The following is a 19099-nucleotide window of genomic DNA, read 5'->3' on the forward strand; positions in this document are numbered from 1 at the left end:
AAATCAGAATCCTACAATTTTATCCATAACCCAATTAGTGTGAGCGGCAGATTTTCCAAGAGAAGGATGAACAGAAAATCCTAAGAGATGATCACGCATATTTTGTACATGATACAACTGAATATTTTCGGGATGATCGATAAAAACCTCTTTTGTCCCATTTTGATTGGTAAGAAATAGAGGGACTTCATCAAAAACAGCAAATTCAATTTTTCCTTTACTACCGATAATTTCTACTTTATCTTTTCGCTCAAAACTGCCAAAATTCCATGTTCCGGAACCCGTTACACCTGATTTATGTTGCCAATTGGCAACAATAGCATCTTTTGCTGAATAAAGCTTTTGCTGATTTATACTAATTCCGTTAGCAGAAGTGATTTCTCCAAAATAATAAACAAACAAATCGATTCCGTGACTAGCTAAATCTTCAAAATAGCCACCAGGAGCAATTTTAGAATCAGTTCGCCAATTGTAAGTTTGTGCTAAATCAATGGGAGAAGGAACTTTGCTTAAAAACCAACTTACATGACGAATTTCACCTATCTCTTTAGTATCCAACCATACTTTAATTTGGTTAAAACGTGGTAATGACCTTCTGTAATAAGCCACAAAAAGAGGTAATTTCTTTTCTTCAAAAACATTTAGAATTGTAAGGCATTCGTCATAATTTAAAGCCATGGGTTTTTCTATACAACAAGGTTTTCCGGCTTGTGCTACTTTTAAAGCGTAAAATTTATGAGAATCCGGTGGAGTAGCAATATAAATTGCATCAATTTCTGTGTGATTAATCAACTCATCTGCATTAGTAAAATAGTGAGGTACTTTGTGTCGTAAAGCATACTCTTTTGCTTTTTCTTTATCTCTTCGCATGACAGCAAATAATTCAAAACCATTTATCTTTGAATAAGCTGGGCCACTTTTTTTTTCAGTCACGTTTCCACAACCAATAATTCCCCATTTTATCGTATTATTTAACGGCATAAATTATTTTTTTTATGTGCTAAAAGTAGTAATTAATTTCATCCTCAAAAATTACTTTCAAAATATTCTACCAATATTTATAGTACTTTTAAAAATAAGTTAATCTGTACCGCTATACTCTAATATTTTGAATACTTTTGCTACCGAAATAAATAATCATAAAAATGAAAAAAATATTTGTATTACTTGTTACAGCTTCTATATTTATAGCTTGTAATAAATTGGAAGATAATGAATATGTTATTAAAGGAATTGCTGAAGGAATTGAAAATGGTAAATTCATCATACTTGAAACCCAAGATGAAACTATGAATTTAAAATCTGTTGATACAACAGTTGTAATGGAAGGAAAATTCGAATTCAAAGGAATTTCAAATGAACCTGAACTACACTTTTTACAAGTAGAAAACATTCCTGGCAAAGTTATATTTGTTCTTGAAAATGGTGAAATAAATATTTCTATTTTTAAAGACAGTATTAATAAATCTAAGATTGGTGGAACTTTTAATAACGAACAGTTTGCAAAATATAATTTAGGTCAATTTAAAATTCAGAAAAAAATAGCTGATTTCAGAAGTGTTAACAAAGAAAAGATGGAGGCTGCCGTTCAATCAAATGACTCTTTAACAGTGAATGCTCTGAGAGATAATTTTTTACAATTGAAAGAAGAGGAAAAAAATTATAATTTTACTTTTTGTGAAGATAACCCTAAGGCTTTCATTTGTGTATTAATGATTCAAAGTATGCTTTATCAGCCGGATGCCGATTTCTTTAGAATTGAAAAAATTTATAATAATCTTGATAAAAATGTCAAAGATACCAAACCAGGTAAAAGTGTAGGTGAAATGATTATGAATAATTCTGCCGCAGAAATTGGAAAGCAAGCTCCGGAATTTTCTGCTCCTAATCAGGATGGAAAACTAGTTTCTCTTAAAGAATCGCTAGGTAAAGTAACCATCATCGATTTTTGGGCTTCTTGGTGTGGTCCATGCCGAAAAGAAAATCCAAATGTGGTGGCTTTGTATAACGAATTTCACGACAAGGGTTTGAACATTATTGGAGTTTCTTTGGATAAAGAAGGTGATGAAAAAAAATGGAAAGATGCTATCACTGCAGATAAATTAAATTGGCCTCAAGTATCAAATTTAAAATATTGGAACGAACCAATAGCTAAAAAATATAGTATAAAAAGCATACCTGCCACATTTATCTTAGATGCTTCTGGAAAAATTGTTGCAAAAGACTTAAGAGGTGACGAATTGAAAGCAAAAGTTATCGAATTATTAGGCTCTTAATTCTTTATGAAAAAATATCATATAAAATCCCCGAATTGGGGATTTTTTTATGATACTCATTCCCAAACGCTTATCATATAATTGAAAATTATAGCGTAAAAAGGTTTGTACTATGTAAAAACAATTCTATATTTGCAACCGCATAATGCAGGGGGGAGATACTCAAGCGGCCAACGAGGGCGGACTGTAAATCCGCTGATTACATCTTCGCAGGTTCGAATCCTGCTCTCCCCACAAAACAAAAATCCCTGACACGTCAAAAGTTTACTTTTGTAAGTGTCGGGATTTTTGTTTTGGGTAAGGTTTCCTCCTCTCAGGCTCACCGAAGGTAATCCTTTCTCGCCAGCAGATAACATTCTATGGAATACTAAGAAACCTTACTACAAATTTGAATTTAAAATAAAGAAACTCTCATTTGTAAGTGTCGGGGATTTTTGTTTTGGGTATGGTTTCCTCCTCTCAGGTTCACCGAAGGTAATCCTTTCTCGCCAGCAGATAACATTCTATGGAATACTAAGAAACCTTACTACAAATTTGAATTTAAAATAAAGAAACTCTCTTTTGTAAGTTTCGGGGATTTTTGTTTTGGGTAAGGTTTCCTCCTCTCAGGCTCACCGAAGGTAATCCTTTCTCGCCAGCAGATAACATTCTATGGAATACTAAGAAACCTTACTACAAATTTAAATAAAAATAAAGAAACTCGCTTTTGTAAGAATTGGGAATTTGTTGGATAAAAAAAGCCCATCGATTTAATCGTGGGCCTCTATTTTTTATTAATGACAAAAAAACTACCTCGAATAATTCGGAGCCTCTTTCGTAATTGTTACATTATGTGGATGGCTTTCCCCTATTCCGCTGGCTGTAATTCGCACAAATTTTCCGGCTTCTTGTAGCGTCGGAATATCTTTTGCACCGCAATAACCCATTCCGGCACGAAGTCCGCCAATGAATTGTTGCATACTTTCGTTTAATTCGCCTTTGTATGGAACTCGGCCCACAATTCCTTCCGGAACCAACTTCTTCACATCATCTTCCACATCTTGAAAATAGCGATCTTTTGAACCTTCTTGCATCGCTTCCACCGAACCCATTCCGCGGTATGATTTGAATTTTCTTCCTTCAAATATGATGGTTTCACCCGGTGATTCTTTCGTTCCGGCTAATAATGAACCTAACATCACACAATCAGCTCCGGCAGCAATTGCTTTTGGAATATCTCCCGTATAACGTATTCCTCCATCTGCAATAACAGGAACCCCACTACCCTTAATGGCGGCTGCCACTTCCAACACCGCAGAAAACTGTGGAAATCCAACTCCGGCAACCACTCGTGTTGTACAAATGGAACCGGGACCAATACCCACTTTCACCGCATCGGCTCCGTTTTCTACTAGATATAATGCCGCTTCTGGTGTAGCGATATTTCCAACCACCACATCCAAATCAGGAAATTTGGCTTTCACTTGTTTTAAAACCGTTACAACGCCTTGCGTATGTCCGTGAGCTGTGTCGATTATGACAGCATCCACTCCGGCATTCACCAAAGCGGTGGCACGTTCTATTGCATCTGCTGTTACGCCAAGAGCGGCAGCCACACGTAAACGACCAAATTTATCTTTATTCGCAATTGGTTTTTGTGTCAGTTTTGTAATATCCCGAAAGGTAATTAACCCCACCAATTTATAATTTTTATCAATCACCGGAAGTTTTTCAATCTTATTTTCTTGCAAAATTCCTTCCGCTTGTTGTAAAGTTGTTCCTTCTTCGGCAGTAATTAAATTTTCTGAAGTCATCACTTCTAAAATAGAACGGGAATTTAATTTTTCAAATCGCAAATCACGGTTGGTTACAATACCTTTTAAAATTCCGTTTTCATCTACAATTGGAATTCCGCCAATGCTAAATTCACGCATCGCTGCTTTTGCATCGCCAACGGTTGCTGTTAAAGGTAGGGTAACAGGATCCAATATCATTCCGGCTTCTGCCCTTTTCACTTTTCGCACTTTAGCGGCTTGTTGATCGATCGACATATTTTTATGCAAAACACCAATGCCGCCTTCTTGAGCCATCGCAATCGCCATTGAACTTTCAGTTACGGTATCCATTGCAGCTGAGGCAATTGGAACATTCAGCGTTATATTTCGTGAAAATTTAGATTGAATACTTACTTCGCGGGGTAAAACTTCAGAGTAGTTGGGAATCAGCAGAACATCATCGTAGGTTAATCCTTCACCGATGATTTTTGTTGTGTGTGCTTTCATGGTTGCAATTTGTAGTTAAATTGCGTGCAAATATACAAAATTTAACGATACAAATTACGTTGAATTAACGGTTAAATTTTGAAGGTTTTTCTATCCGAACTAAAAAATAAGAAACCATACAATAATAGGTAATCAATTGGAAGAAAATATTGATATAATTAAACATATCAATCGGTTCAATGAAATGATAAAAGGAATAAAACACGTCAGAAATCACGATACACAAAGCCATAATCGAAAAATACAATGCCGCTTTAGATGCTTCAGAAAAGAAATTAATCAAGGATATTACGGTAAGAATCAGCAACGTAAATCCATAAAATAAAAAAATAATATAACGTTCTGTGGATTCAGGTTCAATCAAATCGATAATGGAAAACAATACAAATAACAAAAAGACAATGATTAAAATTCCTAAAAAAATATTCGAAATTGAAAGTTTTTGTGGTACTAAATCATCAATTCCAAATTTAATCAGTATGCAATAACTAATAAAAAAGCAGAGAATTATCCAAAGAACATCAATATCAGCATCGAGTAAAACCAACATATCACCCACAAAACAAGCTAATAATGAAATGGAAAACCACCAATTCATTCGTTTAAATCGGTGTTGTAAATAATAAAAAAAGATAGCCGGTATTACAATGGGCTTAGCAAATAATTCTAATTCCTGAATGTCAAAAAGAATTGCTGTCAAAACCAGTAAACTGGAAATGATATAAAGATAAAAGGCTGGTTTTTGTTTATTCATTTATCATTTGTATAAAATCCTCTTCACTAATAATATTAATTTTTAACTGATTGGCTTTTTCCAATTTCGCCGGTCCCATATTTTCTCCGGCAACCACATAATCCGTTTTGGCAGAAATAGAACTTCCTACTTTTCCACCATTATCTTCGATGGCTTTCTTTAAATCATCACGAGAAAATTTTTCAAAAACACCGGAAACTACAAACGTTTTCCCGGCAAACTTATCACTTACTTGTGTGTTGTTTTCAACTAATTCAAACTGAATTCCAACGGATTTTAAACGTTCGATGGTTAATCTGTTTTCGATATTTTCAAAAAACTCGATCACACTTTGGGCAATTTTATCTCCTATTTCATCTACCAAAATCAAATCCATTAAACTGGCATTGGCAATAGCATCTATATTTTTATAATGTTTCGCTAACTTTTTGGCTACCGTTTCACCTACATACCGAATTCCCAACGCATACAAAACCCGTTCAAACGGTACTTCTTTTGACTTTTCAATTCCGTTGATTAAATTCTCTGCACTTTTTTGAGCCATTCGTTCCAACGGAAGAATTTGTTCGATTTTTAAATCATACAAATCGGCATAATTTTTTACCAATCCATTTTGATAAAGCAACGCCACCGTTTCGCCACCCAATCCTTCAATGTCCATTGCTTTTCGGGTAATGTAGTGCTGAATGCGACCAATAATCTGTGGCGGACAACCATAAAAATTCGGACAATAATGATTGGCTTCGCCTTCTTTGCGTTCCAACTTCGTTTGACATTCCGGACAATGTGTGATATAATGCGTAGGTTCGGTTTCATTACCTCGTTCAGCAACCGCAATAATTTTCGGAATGATTTCGCCACCTTTTTCTACAAAAACTTTATCTCCTATGCGAATATCCAGTTTCTCAATTTGATCGGCGTTATGCAAAGAAGCTCTTTTGACAATTGTTCCTGCCAATTGTACCGGTTCTAAATTCGCCACCGGGGTAATCGCTCCTGTTCTTCCCACTTGATAGGAAATGGAATTTAATCGTGTGTAGACTTGCTCTGATTTAAATTTATAAGCCATCGCCCAACGAGGTGATTTTGCTGTATATCCCAACTCGTCTTGGTGTTGCAAACTATTCACTTTGATCACAACCCCATCAGTTTCATAAGGCAAATCATGGCGATGAACATCCCAATAATTGATAAATTCCAAAACTTCTTGCATGTTTTTGGCCAATTTGGATTGTGTGGGCACTTTGAATCCCCAATTTCTCCCTTTCTCTAAACTATGAAACTGAGAATTAAAAGGTGAGTTTATTTCCTCATAATTAACAATAAATGAATAGAATAAACAGTCTAGCGGTCTCTTAGAAACTTCATTAACATCTTTTATTTTTAAACTTCCTGAAGCCGTATTTCTAGGATTTGAAAAAGGTGTTTCACCTATCTCAATTAATTCTTGATTCATTTTTTCAAATTCATCAGTAGGAATAATAATTTCTCCTCTAGCAAATAAATCAAGAGGATAATCTTCAGTTAAAAATTTTGGAATAGATTTAATTGTTTTAACATTCTCAGTTACATCTTCTCCAAAAAAACCATCACCGCGTGTAAGAGCTTGAAATAATTTGCCTTCTTTATATTGTATACTTATAGAAGCTCCGTCATACTTTAGTTCACAAGTATATTCAAAATCCTCAGTTCCTAGTTCCTTAATAATTCTTTTTCTCCAATCTTCAATATCTTCTCTTGAATATGAATTATCTAGTGAATACATTTTAAACTTATGTTCAAAAGTCTTGAAATATTTATTACTTGTCTGGTATTTTTTGTTTGGTTTTTTATTTCTAATTGGGTTTATACCAACTTTTCTAGTTATACTGGAGGGAATAAATTCCCCAAGAATTTCCTCTAAGTCAGTTAAAATTTTGAATAAAATATCATATTCATAATCAGATATTTTGCTAATTCCTCTCTCATAATAATTAACACTATGTTCTTTCAGACTTTCTCTTAGACCTTTGGTTAATAATTTAACACGCTCATATGTAATATTATTCTCAATTAATAAATTAAATAAATATCTTTTTCTATTAGAATCAATTTTAAAATTAAAATCTCTAATATCTCTTTGGCTCTCAAATAAATTTCCTTCAACCTCATATATTGCAAGTTGTTTCAATAAAAAATCTTTATAATCCTCCATAAACAATATAAATTTACGTTGCGTTTATAATATTATCAATTTGTTTATACAATTGTCCGTCACTTAAAATTGCTCCTTGTTGAATAATGTCAAAAATGGCAGCATTGCGTTCGCCTTGGTATTCTTTTCGTCCCACATGAATGTCGATTGCATCGGTGAACATATTTTTTACCATCCATTCTAATCCTTTTGTGGTCATAAAATCGACTTCAGGTTCCAATGTTTTCAGAACGATCGACTGCACTTCTTTATCTAAACAATGAAATAGAAAAATATGGTTTTTAGAAAAATGTTCTAAATAGTTGGCTTGCGATAAAACGCCTTCCCAGATTAAATCGGAGAAAACATCCATTTCTTGTTCCGCAATTTCCGGTTTGTTAGTTTTTAAATCGTCCCATTCTTTTTTATCGATGGATTGTGTGGCTAAAAAATTAGCAAATTCTTGGTGAAGGGCTTCGAATTGTTCTTTGGTTAGTCTGGTATATTTCATTATTTCTGAGTTGCTGAGATTCTGAGTTGCTGAGTTGCTGAGAAACTGAGAAGCTTAGTTTTTTTTAATTATTCATAATTTTTTATGAGATCCCTCCTGCGTCGGGATGACAAGATCGCGGAATATAATGCGGTAAAATTCTACCTAATTCACATTTATACCTATTACATTTATACAACCTACCCACTGAAAACTGAGACTGAGACTGAAAACAGCACCTATCCAATCACATCCAACTTCGCAAACCGAAGTAACAACTTCTTAATCCCACCCACATCAAATTTAATTTCTGCTTTTTTATCGGCTCCAACTCCTTCGAGATTTAACACTTGTCCTTTACCGAATCGTTCGTGCATCACGATATTACCGGGAACTAAACCGTAATCAAACAAATTATTCCCAGACGGAGCATTACCGGATACGGGTTTTAATTTTCGTATTGTAGATGTCGGTTCTTCTCCATATCGTTTTGGTGGCGTTCCGTTGGTTGGTTTTGCCAAACGCAGTTTGGATTTATCCACATCACCAAAAATATCGTTGTCTATCATGGGTTTGTAGCGATAACCGGTTTCTAACGGACTAATATATTCCAAATATTGATCATCAATTTCTTCGATAAAACGAGAAGGTTCGCTGTCCATTAATTTTCCCCATCGGTAACGCGATTGAGCATAAGTCAAATAAGCTTGGTGTTCGGCACGAGTTAATGCAACGTAGAACAATCGGCGTTCTTCTTCCAATTCGCTTCGCGTGTTTAAACTCATCGCACTCGGAAACAAATCTTCTTCCATACCTACAATAAAAACGGTTGGGAATTCTAATCCTTTTGCTAAGTGAATGGTCATTAAAGCCACCCGGTCATCATCACCGGTGTCTTTGTCTAAATCGGTGGCTAAGGCAACATCCTCTAAAAATTCGGATAAAGCTCCACGAGCTCCGTCAATTTCTTTTTGTCCTTCAATGAAATCTTTGATCCCGTTGAGCAATTCTTCAATATTTTCAATTCTAGCAATTCCTTCCGGTGTTCCATCTTTTTTGAGTTCTTGTACCAATCCGGTTTTTTTGGTCACGTGTTCTGCCAGAAAAAAAGCATCTTGGGTTTCATTGATGACTTGAAAACTTTTGATCATCATCACAAAATCTTCCAGCTTTTGTTTTGTCCCTGAATTAAGTTTGAGGTCAATTTTATCAATATTTTCCATCACTTCAAAAATGGAACGTTTGTAATGATTGGCAGCGACGGTTAATTTTTCAACAGTACTGTCGCCAATTCCACGAGCAGGATAATTGATGACACGAACTAACGCTTCTTCGTCTTTTGGATTGATCACCAAACGCAAATAACACAACACATCTTTTATTTCTTTGCGTTGATAAAAAGATAATCCGCCGTAAATTCGGTAGGGAATGTCACGTTTTCGCAACGCATCTTCCATCGCACGGGATTGAGCATTGGTTCGATATAAAATAGCGAACTCACCATTTTTCATTTGGTTTCGCATTTTTTCATCAAAGATGGTGGAAGCTACGAATCGACCTTCTTCTCCATCGGTAATACTGCGATTGACTTTTATTTTTGGACCGTCTTGGTTGTGTGTCCAAACGACTTTGTCGAGTTTGGTTTTATTTTTATCGATGATGGAATTGGCTGCTTGCACAATATTTTTGGTCGAACGGTAATTTTGTTCTAAACGAAAGGTTTGCACATCAGCATAATCTTTTTGGAAACTTAAAATATTATTGATGTTCGCACCTCGAAACGCATAAATACTTTGAGCGTCATCACCTACTACACAAATATTTTGAAAACGGTCAGACAAAGCACGAACAATCAAATATTGCGAATGATTTGTATCTTGGTACTCATCCACCAAAATATAACGAAAACGGTCTTGGTATTTGGCTAACACATCCGGAAATCGGCTTAATAGTTCATTGGTTTTGAGTAATAAATCATCAAAATCCATTGCTCCCGATTTGAAACAACGCTCCACATAATTATTATAAATTTCACCTAGTCGTGGTTTTTTGCTCATCGCATCTTGCTCCATTAATTCCGGATTATTGAAATATGCTTTTACAGTAATTAATGAATTTTTATAGGATGAAATTCGGCTAAAAACTTGTTTTGGTTTGTAAATATCTTTGTCGAGTTGCATTTCTTTGATGATGGCTCCGATAAGGCGAACACTATCTTGAGCATCATAAATGGTAAAGTTGCTTGGGTAACCTAATCGTTCCGCTTCGATGCGAAGAATTTTAGCAAAAACCGAGTGAAATGTTCCCATCCAAAGATTTTTGGCTTCGTTGCTCCCCACGATATCGGAAATCCGTTTCTTCATTTCTCGAGCGGCTTTGTTGGTAAATGTGAGCGATAAAATGTTGAACGCATCAACTCCAAGGCTCATTAAATAGGCAATTCGCATGGTGAGCACACGTGTTTTTCCGGAACCGGCACCGGCAATCACAATCATTGGTCCGTCTTTTTGTAGCACGGGTGCACGTTGAGCTTCGTTGAGTTGATTTATATATTCTTGTATCATAGTTTTTAGCAAAGTTCAAAAATAAGCTTACTTCTGATTTATTACAATTAAAATTGTAACGAATTATCAACTAAAATTCTATTTTTGCAGTAAACGTTTTAAGATAACTAAAATTTGATTTAACCATATAAGTCATGTAAGCATTTAAAACTTATATGACTTATATGGTAAAAAAAGTTAAAGTAAGTTTGAATGTAGCTCCAAATTAAAAAACTCATAAATATGGAATCAATTAAATGGATTGAACTTTTATCGTATACTTTGCCGGCGATTATTACCGGTGTGGTGGCGTATTCATTTTTTCATTTGCATCATAAAGGTCTGGAAGACAGACGCAAACATTTGATGCGAAAGGCGTTGCAAAAAGAGTCGTTACCGATTCGTTTACAAGCGTATGAGCGAATGGTTTTGTATTTGGAACGGATAAATCCGGCGAAATTGTTGATTCGTGTGGCACCGTATTCAGATGATAAAAATGCCTATGAAAACTTATTGATTCAGCAAATTGAGCAGGAATTTGAGCATAATTTGACGCAACAAATTTATATTACTGAGGAGTGTTGGACGGTGATTACGACGGCGAAAAACACCATCATTCAATCGATTAGAAAATCGAATATGAGTGATCGTGTGGATACTTCGCACAAATTGAGAGAAGTGATTTTAAGTGATTTATTAGACAAGCAATCACCTAGTTATGTGGCCGTTAGCTATTTGAAATTTGAGGTGATTCAGATGATGAGTTAGTTTTCGAGTAAACGATTCAACTGATTTTGCTCGGCGGAACTTAATGTCGGCAACATCTCCTGAAAAAACTTTTTGTGTCGCTCGGTTTTGATTAATTCCCGAATTTGATTGCGGGCAAAAAGGGTAAATTGCCATTTGTGATGCGTGGTAGCATTCACCAAATTTCGAAGAATATTTTGGTCATTTGGATTTAGGTAAAGTAAGTTGGTCAATGCATTTTGACGAATGGAACTTTCGTATTTTGAGGAAGAAAAATCAAATAATTCGTCATAAAACTTTACTTTATTTAAAACTTCGTAACCTTCTGATAATAAAGCTAATGTTAACCAAAGTATTCGCAAGTTTTTGTCGTTAAACCCAATCCAATCTTTTGATAAATTAAGGTAATGTTCTTGTCGTTCAGGAAATAATCTCCATAGTGTTCCTAATGCGATTTCTTTGGTAATGTAAGAATCATCGTTGAGCAAGGTTTCGTATTCCGACTGAAAATTGCGTGGGATTTCGACCATAATGCGAGAAACAGCCTGACGAACTTTGATGCTTTTGGATGCCAAAGAGAGGTTTAGCAATTGTTCCTTTTCTTCAAACGGTATTTCTGCTAATTGAAAAATCACTTCTTCTTTGATAGGATAGAAATCGTCGCTTTTTAAAATGGTTTCAAATAACTCCTTTTTTTCTTCAAAGGGTTTTGACTGTTGTTGAACCAAGTTTAAATACAATTTCATGAAGCTGTTTTTCTTAAGCAAATCAAGAGCTTGATTGACTTCAAAACCAGGTTTTTCAAGCCAATTTTGTTGAAAAGTGGTTGTGTTAAAATTGGAAACGGCATTGACTTCTTTTAGAAAATTGGTGGTGTTTACATTTTTAAAACCATATTTTTTCAGGTAATTTTTGACTGCTTTTTGAAAGTTTTCCGGTCCAATGTTTTCCCGTAAATAATGCAAAGCCCAAGCTCCTTTTTGGTAAAATGTGAGCGAACTGGCTTTTTCGTTCAGCAATGGAATCGTATCCGTTTTGGAAGCTTGTTGCAAACGCTCGGCCATTTCATACAATTCCCATTGAAAATAATCGTCGCCAAAGAGTTCTTTTTCGGCCAACAAAGCATAGTAAGTAGCGAATCCTTCCTGCAACCAATGGTGTTTTCCGGTTTCGGCGGTGATGAGATTGCCAAACCATTGGTGAGCCAACTCATGAGCATTTACGTTGATGTAGGTTTTGTCATTAAAACCAATTTCATTCACCACAAAATCTTGTGAAAAAATGGTGGAAGTGGTGTTTTCCATACCGGAATACAAAAAATCACGAACGGGAACTTGTCGGTAAATTCCCCATGGATACTTCACGCCTATTTCTTGTTCAAAAAAATCAAAAATTTGAGTGGTGTATTTGTAGGTTGTTTCAAATTTGTTGGCATCCTTTTGATCTAAATATAATTCTAATGGCGTTCCCGATTTGGTTTTGGCGGTTTGTTTAGTAAATTTTCCGATGGCCATCATTACTAAATAGGACGACATTGGCTTTTTCATTTGATAATGCCAAATCTTATTCGGATTTGATTGTGGAGGATAAATCGTTGTACCGTCTAGTTTTCCATTTGAAAGGACTTCAAATGATGAATCAAATTCAATAGATAAATTAAAGACAACTTTCTCATTCACATCATCAAAACTGGGCAACCAATGACTGGTATATTTGCCTTGACCTTGTGTCCAAATTTGTAAATTTTCGCCTTCTCCAATAAAATAAAGTGTTTGTTTGGGATTGGCTTTGTAGTAAAAAGTCAGCGTGTTTTTTCCTTTTTTAAAACCTTCGAATAATTGTAATGCTTTGGTTGTATTTTTAAAATTTACTGATTTACCGTTGATTTTTATGTTAGAAAAATCCATTCGAATAGCATCTATAGCAATAGTATCGATGGATGACAAAACTTCAAATTCATAGTTTACTTCCCCTGAAATTGATTTCTCAATTGAATTTGGAAGTAAGGTGGCGTGTACCGTTTTGAAATCAACTTTTTGTGATTGTTGAGCGAATGTTATAGTATAAAAAAAAATAAATAGAAATCGCATGAATATTCTAAAAAATTATCCAAAGATACATAGTTTCAATTTGATGAGTTAGTGCTTATAGAATTTTTCTAATTTAAATTTATCCATTAAAAAAAACACCAACCGGCACAGTTGGTGTTTTAACTTAACAAACTAACTAGAGATCTATTGCGAATAATAGATTCTTCTTATTGGTATAACAGCATCTTGTTTCAAAATCACTTTGTCGTCTGTAATTCCCCAAATGGTAGTATCTACTACACGTTTTGCTAAATCATCTTCAAAGTATATTTTAGTTTTAATGTGCTCTAAATTGCCGAGTGCCAACGCACGTGAAAGTTCTGCAATTCTTGCTCTTTTTAATTGTTTATCTTCCAAAACATCTAGTTGTGGAAAATGTAAAGAATGAATTGTTTCTTTCTCGATGGGCTCAAAGAAAGAAGTAGCTGTATCTGTCATAAATAGTCTTTTTAATTATAAAATTTAAAAGTCCTATATATTCTATTAATGGGAATACCAATTCCTTGGTTCAAAATCACACGATTCTTTGTTACACCGCATACTTTTGCTTCCACTACCTTCTTAGATTGATTGTCTTCAAAATAAATTTTAATCTTAAAATAATCAAGATTACCAAATGTTAATGCCATTTTCAACTCTGAAAGTCGTTGATGAATTGCTTCGTTTCTACTTAAAACATCGGACTTGGGGAACACGAGAGAAGAAATTTTCTCGTTTTCAATGGATTCGTAAACAGTAGCCATAAATAGTCAATTTAGGTTAATAATAGATTTAAGGGGACTCAAATTTAACATAAATTTTTAAATAACAATACTTTTATTCATATTTTTTTAAAAAATATTTAAAAACAATCAAATTAAAATGAAGAAAAAGTTCAATTAAAAAAAAATCCCTTGAGCAATGCTTAAGAGATTTTACTGTCGGGATGACTGGATTCGAACCAGCGACCCCTAGCACCCCATGCTAGTACGCTACCAGGCTGCGCTACATCCCGTAAAGTGATGGCAAAAGTAAGGGTTTGAAATAAATAACACAAAAATTATACTGCAGAAATTTTCAAATTCATACTTTTATTTAAAAATATATCATGAAAATTATTGTTTCAATTTTTATAACGCTTGTTTTTCAAACAACTATAGCCCAATCCCAAACCACAACCATCTACCTCATTCGTCATGCCGAAAAAGCAGATAGTTCTCAAAATCCCGAACTTTCTGAGGAAGGTTTAAAAAGAGCCGTGAGATGGACTAAATATTTTGAGCAAAAAAATATAGATTTCTTTTACACTACGCTCACTCGAAGAACACAAATGACTTGCAGTACGATTGCTACATCCAAACAAAAGGAAATGATTTTTTATGATTTTTCTAAATTCACATTAAAAGAAGTTATAGAAAAACATCCCGGAAAAACAATTTTAATAGTTGGCCACAGTAACACTGTTCCAAAACAAATTAATGATTTTATCGGGGAGGAAATCTATCAGAAAATCGATGAAAACGAATTTGGTAATCTTTATACGATTACGATAAAAGGAAATAAAATTGAGCACAAACTCACTCATCACAAATAAAAAAAGCCTCTTTAAAGAGGCCTTTTAATTGTATGATAAATCTTTTTTATTGAACTGCAGTTAATGCATTGATAATTCCGTGTCCGAATTGTGAATTTTTAGTGGGGTAAAATTGTGATGATTGTTTCATCTTAGTCAATACCTGATCTTTTGTCCACGATGGATTTTTTGCCCAAACCAAAGCTGCAATACCAGCTGTAGTTGCCGTTGCTACTGATGATCCACCTACATAATCCGCTTGGTTGTTATAATAACTTAATACAGGTACCGTATTGTTACTTCCGGCACGTTGCATCATGATGGTGAAGTCAATTTCGCTTCCGCTATGGCATACATCACATTTTTGATATGTTGAGGCTTCTTTAATTCCGGTTACTGCAACTGTTTCCGGTATCCAAGCTGGAAAAATAACACCTACAAAATTGGTGAATGAAGTAGATGTTCCTCCGGCACAAAAAATTAATTTCCCTCTATTGTTTGCATACCGAACACCATCTGTTATCCTTCCTACAGAAAAAATATGTCCCATGGACATTGAAATTATTTTTACATCTGAACGGTTTCCTAAAGCAGTAAATGCATTTTGAACACCTCTTTGCTCATGATACCCATTCAAAACCACATCAGAAGAAGCTCGATAGGAAACCAAATTGGCATTGTATGCCACTCCAACCGGTAACCCGGAATTGTTTCTAGGAGCTGTAGCTACAGAAGCCATACTGGTTCCGTGACTACATAAATCGTTTACTCCATCTGTTGTAGTGGACCATGGCCATATTGAATCCACATATGTTCCATATTTTTGAACATAACGTCCGGAAGATTGACCTGTGTTAAAACTACCATTCATTAAAGATTGTTGTGGTGATAATCCTGTGTCAACTACACCAATAGTTATTCCACCTCCGGATGTTAAAGACCAAGCTGCAGGAATATTGTGTTTGTAAAAAGCCCAAGGAACTCTGGCATTAGGTGAAACAGTAGTAAAATCAGCGGTACTTAATGTGGATGAACTGTAGCCACAACCGGAACTGGATTGAATTTGATTTTCACCGGGATTACCTTGATTTTCAAATGTAAAATAGCGATAATCTGCCGGCTCAACATAACGAACGTTTCTGTTTCTTCGAAGTGCCTCTAAAGTCTCTTGTTTAGTGATTCGAACATCAATTAAATTTAAAAAAGGATCTTCATAAATTACAATATCTTCTGTTTGATCGGTTTCATAGCGTTTAATCAGATTTAAAATCTCGGTCTGCATTTGACTAGCCGAATTGGATTGCGAACGATCAAAATCATTGGCATTCTTACCAAATCCAATTGTAACTAAATTGTCACCTTTTACAACTGCACTCCACAACATGTGCGTGCTGGCTTCTTTCCAATAAAACTTTTTACCATTTTGATTAAATGAGTTGATTTTGTCATTAATCTGTCGGGCTGTTAAAGGTTCTTGCTGATTTTCAATGGTGATTAATTCTTCTTTATAATCCTCTTCTTTGGAACAAGAAGCAAAAACCAATAATGCCAATACTGAAATTTTGAATACTTTTTTTGTCATACTGTTAATTTTTTAGCTTGAGTACGACGAATATAGTAATAAAAAGATTTATTTTTTAAAAAGTTAATAAAAAGTTAATAAAAAAAAGTTGGTTTATAAAAACCAACTTTTCAACATTAAAATGAGTAATTAACCAATTTTTTAAAATTTCATACCGAAGCCTAAGCCTACAATCCAAGGGTTAATTTCAACTTCTGCCGGAATTACTAATCCTTCTGCTAAATTTGTTGCATCAACGGAAACATCGGTTTTTAAGAACAAACGTTTTACGTCAAAGTTTACAAAAAACGTATCGTCAAACATCACATCAAAACCGACTTGAGCTGCAAAACCAATAGCATTATCATATTCAATAGCTTTGACAACATCACCTTCTTTTACATTGTAAAATAATGTATAATTCAAACCTGCACCAACATAGGGTTTAAATTTTTTCTCTTTTAAAGGAAAAAAGTGATATTGAGCAGTCAACGTTGGAGGCAAAAGCATTACGCTTCCTAAATCCACATCAAAACTTGTTGGTCCGCCTATGGCAGAAATATCAGAACCAACTGTATTCACATCATGTTTTGCTGTCCCTAAGATTAATTCAGCAGCAAAATTTTTGGTAAAGAAATAAGTGAAATCTAATTCAGGTACAATGGCGTTGGAAATAGCGACATCTCCACCAATAATTCCGATTTTAGCACTTTCGTTTGGCACAACACCTATACCTCGCAAACGAACTTGCCATCTTTTAAAATCGTTACTTTTTTCTTCTTGAGCTTGTGTAAAAGTTGTTACAAATAATGACATTACTACGAATGCATAAACTATTTTTTTCATTTTTTTGTTTATTTTGAATTATAGTTCAAAAGTAATTTTAACTAAAAACAGAAATACTGATAAAAGTCATTGAATGAAAAATATTTCTACATTATAAAATTTTAGTTTTAGTAAAATTTGTTCATACCTTTGTTCTCCTATGCAAAAAACGATTAACATACTTAATAAAAGAGCTAAATTTGATTATGAAATTTTGGAACGATATGATGCCGGAATCGTTTTAACCGGAACCGAAATCAAATCCATCCGAATGGGAAAAGCGTCAATCACAGAAAGCTTTTGCGAATTTCATAATAATGAACTCTTTGTGATTAATTCACAAGTAGAAGAATATTTATTTGGAACCCACTATAACCACAAAGCCAAAAGCGAACGTAAACTTTTGCTGAATAGAAAAGAGTTAAAGAGTTTAGAAAAAAGTATGCAAAACAAGGGATTAACCATTGTGCCGTTGCGACTTTACATCAACGAAAAAGGTTTTGCCAAAATGGAAATTGCCCTTTGTCGCGGGAAGAAAAACTATGATAAACGCGAAACCATTAAAGACCGAGATACCAAACGCGACATTGATCGGGTAAAGAAAAACTTTTAATTTTCCGGAATAATTATTTAATTGAATTACATAATTACACTGCGTTCGTAAGAGATAGCAGCGAAAAGTTCGACCAAAACTTGAAGTGGAAGGCTATTAAGTTTTGAAAAAGTTTTTAAATCAAAAACAAATGACTATTTTTGTCATGACAATTTTTAGAAGATGAAAGATTTATTAAGAACAGCCCGAGAAAAGAAAAATTTAAAAACCCGTGAAGTAGCTCAACTTCTTGGGATAGATCAGGCTTTAATAAGTAAATTTGAAAGCGGTAACCGAAAACCCACCCGAGAGCAAGTGACAAAACTAGCTTCGGTATTGGATATTGATTTTGAAACATTAATGGTAGCTTGGTTAAAGGAAAAAATTCTATATGAAATTGGTGACGATACACGTTTTGGAATCAAAGCCATGATGGTTGCAGAGAGTGAAATGAAATATGAACTCACGCAAAAAAAGAGAGAAGTATCAGCTTCTTTATTAAGGATTTTGAATGAAATTGATTCGCTTAAGAAATTATTAGACCAAAAAAGAACCTTTGACAGTTTTAGAATAGCTCAAGCTCTTGAATTGGAATATACGTTTGAAAGTAACCGAATTGAAGGAAATACATTAACCTTACGAGAAACCGATTTGGTTATTAACGAAGGATTAACCATTTCCGGAAAAAGCATGCGAGAACATTTGGAAGCCATTAATCATCATGAAGCGATTGGCTATATCAAACAATTGATGGAAAGCGGTTTTAGTTTTACTGAGCGTGAATTATTATCGATTCATAATTTGATTCTTCGTGGGATAATTCCCGAAGATGCCGGCCGATACCGCAAGGTTCAAGTGATGATTAAAGGAAGTAGTCACATGCCACCTCAACCCTATCTGGTTGCCAAAGAAATGGAAAATTATTTTTTGTGGTATGAAAGTGAGAAAAAGAAATTACATCCTGTAGTTTTGGCTGCAGAATTGCATGAACGATTAGTTACGATTCATCCTTTTATTGATGGAAACGGTAGAACTTCACGTTTGGTAATGAATTTGATTTTACTACAACACGGCTATGTAATTGCCAATATTAAAGGTGATTATGACAATCGAATGAACTATTACAATGCGTTAGAAACCGCTCAAACCAAAAACAATAAAGAAGATTTTTTACTCTATATTGCTCAAATTGAAAAGGAAAGTTTAGAACGCTATTTAAGTATAATTGGTTAATA

At 34.4% G+C, this 19099-nt stretch carries 16 protein-coding genes and 2 tRNA genes; 6 read left to right on the top strand and 12 right to left on the bottom strand.

From position 1 onward, the window contains the following. Positions 1 to 3 precede the first annotated feature (3 nt). Positions 4 to 981, bottom strand: a complete 978-nt coding sequence (locus EQG68_RS08175; protein ID WP_129464324.1) for a Gfo/Idh/MocA family protein — start codon at positions 979 to 981, stop codon at positions 4 to 6. A gap of 164 nt (positions 982 to 1145) precedes the next feature. Between EQG68_RS08175 and EQG68_RS08180 the strand changes: the two genes are divergently transcribed. Both EQG68_RS08180 and EQG68_RS08185 read left to right on the top strand, forming a co-directional pair. Then, a complete protein-coding gene (locus EQG68_RS08180; RefSeq protein ID WP_129464325.1) occupies positions 1146 to 2276 on the top strand; it encodes a TlpA disulfide reductase family protein in 1131 nt (376 codons plus the stop codon). Between the two features lie 152 nt (positions 2277 to 2428). Further along, a tRNA-Tyr gene (locus tag EQG68_RS08185) sits at positions 2429 to 2510 on the top strand. 554 nt (positions 2511 to 3064) lie between these two features. On the opposite strand, the gene guaB is transcribed toward EQG68_RS08185, so the two are convergent. From guaB to EQG68_RS08210, 5 genes are all read right to left on the bottom strand, one after another. Beyond that, the gene (gene guaB, locus EQG68_RS08190) at positions 3065 to 4537 is read right to left on the bottom strand and encodes an IMP dehydrogenase (protein WP_129464326.1); all 1473 of its coding nucleotides are present in this window, start codon (positions 4535 to 4537) and stop codon (positions 3065 to 3067) included. A 64-nt stretch (positions 4538 to 4601) separates the two neighbouring features. After that, the gene (locus EQG68_RS08195; protein WP_129464327.1) at positions 4602 to 5291 is read right to left on the bottom strand and encodes a lysoplasmalogenase family protein; all 690 of its coding nucleotides are present in this window, start codon (positions 5289 to 5291) and stop codon (positions 4602 to 4604) included. Continuing rightward, positions 5284 to 7485, bottom strand: coding sequence for an NAD-dependent DNA ligase LigA (gene ligA, locus EQG68_RS08200; RefSeq protein ID WP_129464328.1), 2202 nt, complete (start codon positions 7483 to 7485; stop codon positions 5284 to 5286). Before ligA ends, EQG68_RS08195 begins: the two co-directional genes overlap by 8 nt. Before the next feature lie 13 nt (positions 7486 to 7498). After that, positions 7499 to 7975, bottom strand: a complete 477-nt coding sequence (locus tag EQG68_RS08205) for a DUF6495 family protein (protein ID WP_129464329.1) — start codon at positions 7973 to 7975, stop codon at positions 7499 to 7501. A 218-nt stretch (positions 7976 to 8193) separates the two neighbouring features. Further along, positions 8194 to 10515 carry an ATP-dependent helicase gene (locus tag EQG68_RS08210; RefSeq protein WP_129464390.1) on the bottom strand — a complete coding sequence of 774 codons (2322 nt, stop codon included), beginning with the start codon at positions 10513 to 10515 and terminating at the stop codon, positions 8194 to 8196. 225 nt (positions 10516 to 10740) lie between these two features. On the opposite strand from EQG68_RS08210, the gene EQG68_RS08215 reads away from it, so the two are divergent. Further along, positions 10741 to 11265: a DUF7935 family protein gene (locus tag EQG68_RS08215; RefSeq protein ID WP_129464330.1), complete on the top strand. Its 525-nt coding sequence runs from the start codon at positions 10741 to 10743 to the stop codon at positions 11263 to 11265. On the opposite strand, the gene EQG68_RS08220 is transcribed toward EQG68_RS08215, so the two are convergent. The 4 genes from EQG68_RS08220 to EQG68_RS08235 form a co-directional block, all read right to left on the bottom strand. Then, positions 11262 to 13334 (bottom strand): M1 family metallopeptidase, encoded by a 2073-nt coding sequence (locus EQG68_RS08220; RefSeq protein ID WP_129464331.1) that lies wholly within the window; start codon positions 13332 to 13334, stop codon positions 11262 to 11264. The two genes, EQG68_RS08215 and EQG68_RS08220, sit on opposite strands and share 4 nt — an antisense overlap. 144 nt (positions 13335 to 13478) lie before the next feature. Continuing rightward, entirely contained in the window at positions 13479 to 13772 is a 294-nt protein-coding gene (locus EQG68_RS08225; RefSeq protein WP_129464332.1) for a hypothetical protein, read from the bottom strand. A gap of 11 nt (positions 13773 to 13783) precedes the next feature. After that, on the bottom strand, positions 13784 to 14077 hold the full coding sequence (locus EQG68_RS08230) for a hypothetical protein (RefSeq protein ID WP_129464333.1): 294 nt from the start codon (positions 14075 to 14077) through the stop codon (positions 13784 to 13786). Between the two features lie 177 nt (positions 14078 to 14254). Then, positions 14255 to 14328 (bottom strand) — tRNA-Pro (locus tag EQG68_RS08235). A gap of 93 nt (positions 14329 to 14421) precedes the next feature. Here EQG68_RS08235 and EQG68_RS08240 point away from each other — a divergent pair. Continuing rightward, positions 14422 to 14907, top strand: a complete 486-nt coding sequence (locus EQG68_RS08240; RefSeq protein ID WP_129464334.1) for a phosphoglycerate mutase family protein — start codon at positions 14422 to 14424, stop codon at positions 14905 to 14907. Positions 14908 to 14953: 46 nt separating this feature from the next. Here the strand turns inward: EQG68_RS08240 and EQG68_RS08245 are convergent, their stop codons facing one another. Together EQG68_RS08245 and EQG68_RS08250 are read right to left on the bottom strand one after the other, a co-directional pair. Beyond that, on the bottom strand, positions 14954 to 16468 hold the full coding sequence (locus EQG68_RS08245) for a S8 family peptidase (RefSeq protein ID WP_129464335.1): 1515 nt from the start codon (positions 16466 to 16468) through the stop codon (positions 14954 to 14956). Between the two features lie 141 nt (positions 16469 to 16609). Continuing rightward, positions 16610 to 17293 (bottom strand): OmpW/AlkL family protein, encoded by a 684-nt coding sequence (locus EQG68_RS08250; protein ID WP_129464336.1) that lies wholly within the window; start codon positions 17291 to 17293, stop codon positions 16610 to 16612. 139 nt (positions 17294 to 17432) lie between these two features. Between EQG68_RS08250 and smpB the strand changes: the two genes are divergently transcribed. Beyond that, entirely contained in the window at positions 17433 to 17885 is a 453-nt protein-coding gene (smpB, locus tag EQG68_RS08255; protein WP_129464337.1) for an SsrA-binding protein SmpB, read from the top strand. Positions 17886 to 18047: 162 nt separating this feature from the next. Then, a complete protein-coding gene (locus EQG68_RS08260; protein WP_129464338.1) occupies positions 18048 to 19097 on the top strand; it encodes a Fic family protein in 1050 nt (349 codons plus the stop codon). Positions 19098 to 19099: the final 2 nt, after the last annotated feature.

Origin of the sequence: Flavobacterium piscinae (genome assembly GCF_004122145.1) — a bacterium.
GTDB classification, from domain to species: Bacteria; Bacteroidota; Bacteroidia; order Flavobacteriales; family Flavobacteriaceae; genus Flavobacterium; species Flavobacterium piscinae.

Coding starts and splice junctions, on each gene's coding strand:
- EQG68_RS08175 (WP_129464324.1), bottom strand. CDS start 981: ATGCCGTTAAATAATACGATAAAATGGGGAATTATTGGTTGTGGAAAC.
- EQG68_RS08220 (WP_129464331.1), bottom strand. CDS start 13,334: ATGCGATTTCTATTTATTTTTTTTTATACTATAACATTCGCTCAACAA.
- ligA (WP_129464328.1), bottom strand. CDS start 7,485: ATGGAGGATTATAAAGATTTTTTATTGAAACAACTTGCAATATATGAG.
- EQG68_RS08205 (WP_129464329.1), bottom strand. CDS start 7,975: ATGAAATATACCAGACTAACCAAAGAACAATTCGAAGCCCTTCACCAA.
- EQG68_RS08225 (WP_129464332.1), bottom strand. CDS start 13,772: ATGACAGATACAGCTACTTCTTTCTTTGAGCCCATCGAGAAAGAAACA.
- guaB (WP_129464326.1), bottom strand. CDS start 4,537: ATGAAAGCACACACAACAAAAATCATCGGTGAAGGATTAACCTACGAT.
- EQG68_RS08215 (WP_129464330.1), top strand. CDS start 10,741: ATGGAATCAATTAAATGGATTGAACTTTTATCGTATACTTTGCCGGCG.
- EQG68_RS08195 (WP_129464327.1), bottom strand. CDS start 5,291: ATGAATAAACAAAAACCAGCCTTTTATCTTTATATCATTTCCAGTTTA.
- EQG68_RS08245 (WP_129464335.1), bottom strand. CDS start 16,468: ATGACAAAAAAAGTATTCAAAATTTCAGTATTGGCATTATTGGTTTTT.
- EQG68_RS08180 (WP_129464325.1), top strand. CDS start 1,146: ATGAAAAAAATATTTGTATTACTTGTTACAGCTTCTATATTTATAGCT.
- smpB (WP_129464337.1), top strand. CDS start 17,433: ATGCAAAAAACGATTAACATACTTAATAAAAGAGCTAAATTTGATTAT.
- EQG68_RS08260 (WP_129464338.1), top strand. CDS start 18,048: ATGAAAGATTTATTAAGAACAGCCCGAGAAAAGAAAAATTTAAAAACC.
- EQG68_RS08240 (WP_129464334.1), top strand. CDS start 14,422: ATGAAAATTATTGTTTCAATTTTTATAACGCTTGTTTTTCAAACAACT.
- EQG68_RS08230 (WP_129464333.1), bottom strand. CDS start 14,077: ATGGCTACTGTTTACGAATCCATTGAAAACGAGAAAATTTCTTCTCTC.
- EQG68_RS08250 (WP_129464336.1), bottom strand. CDS start 17,293: ATGAAAAAAATAGTTTATGCATTCGTAGTAATGTCATTATTTGTAACA.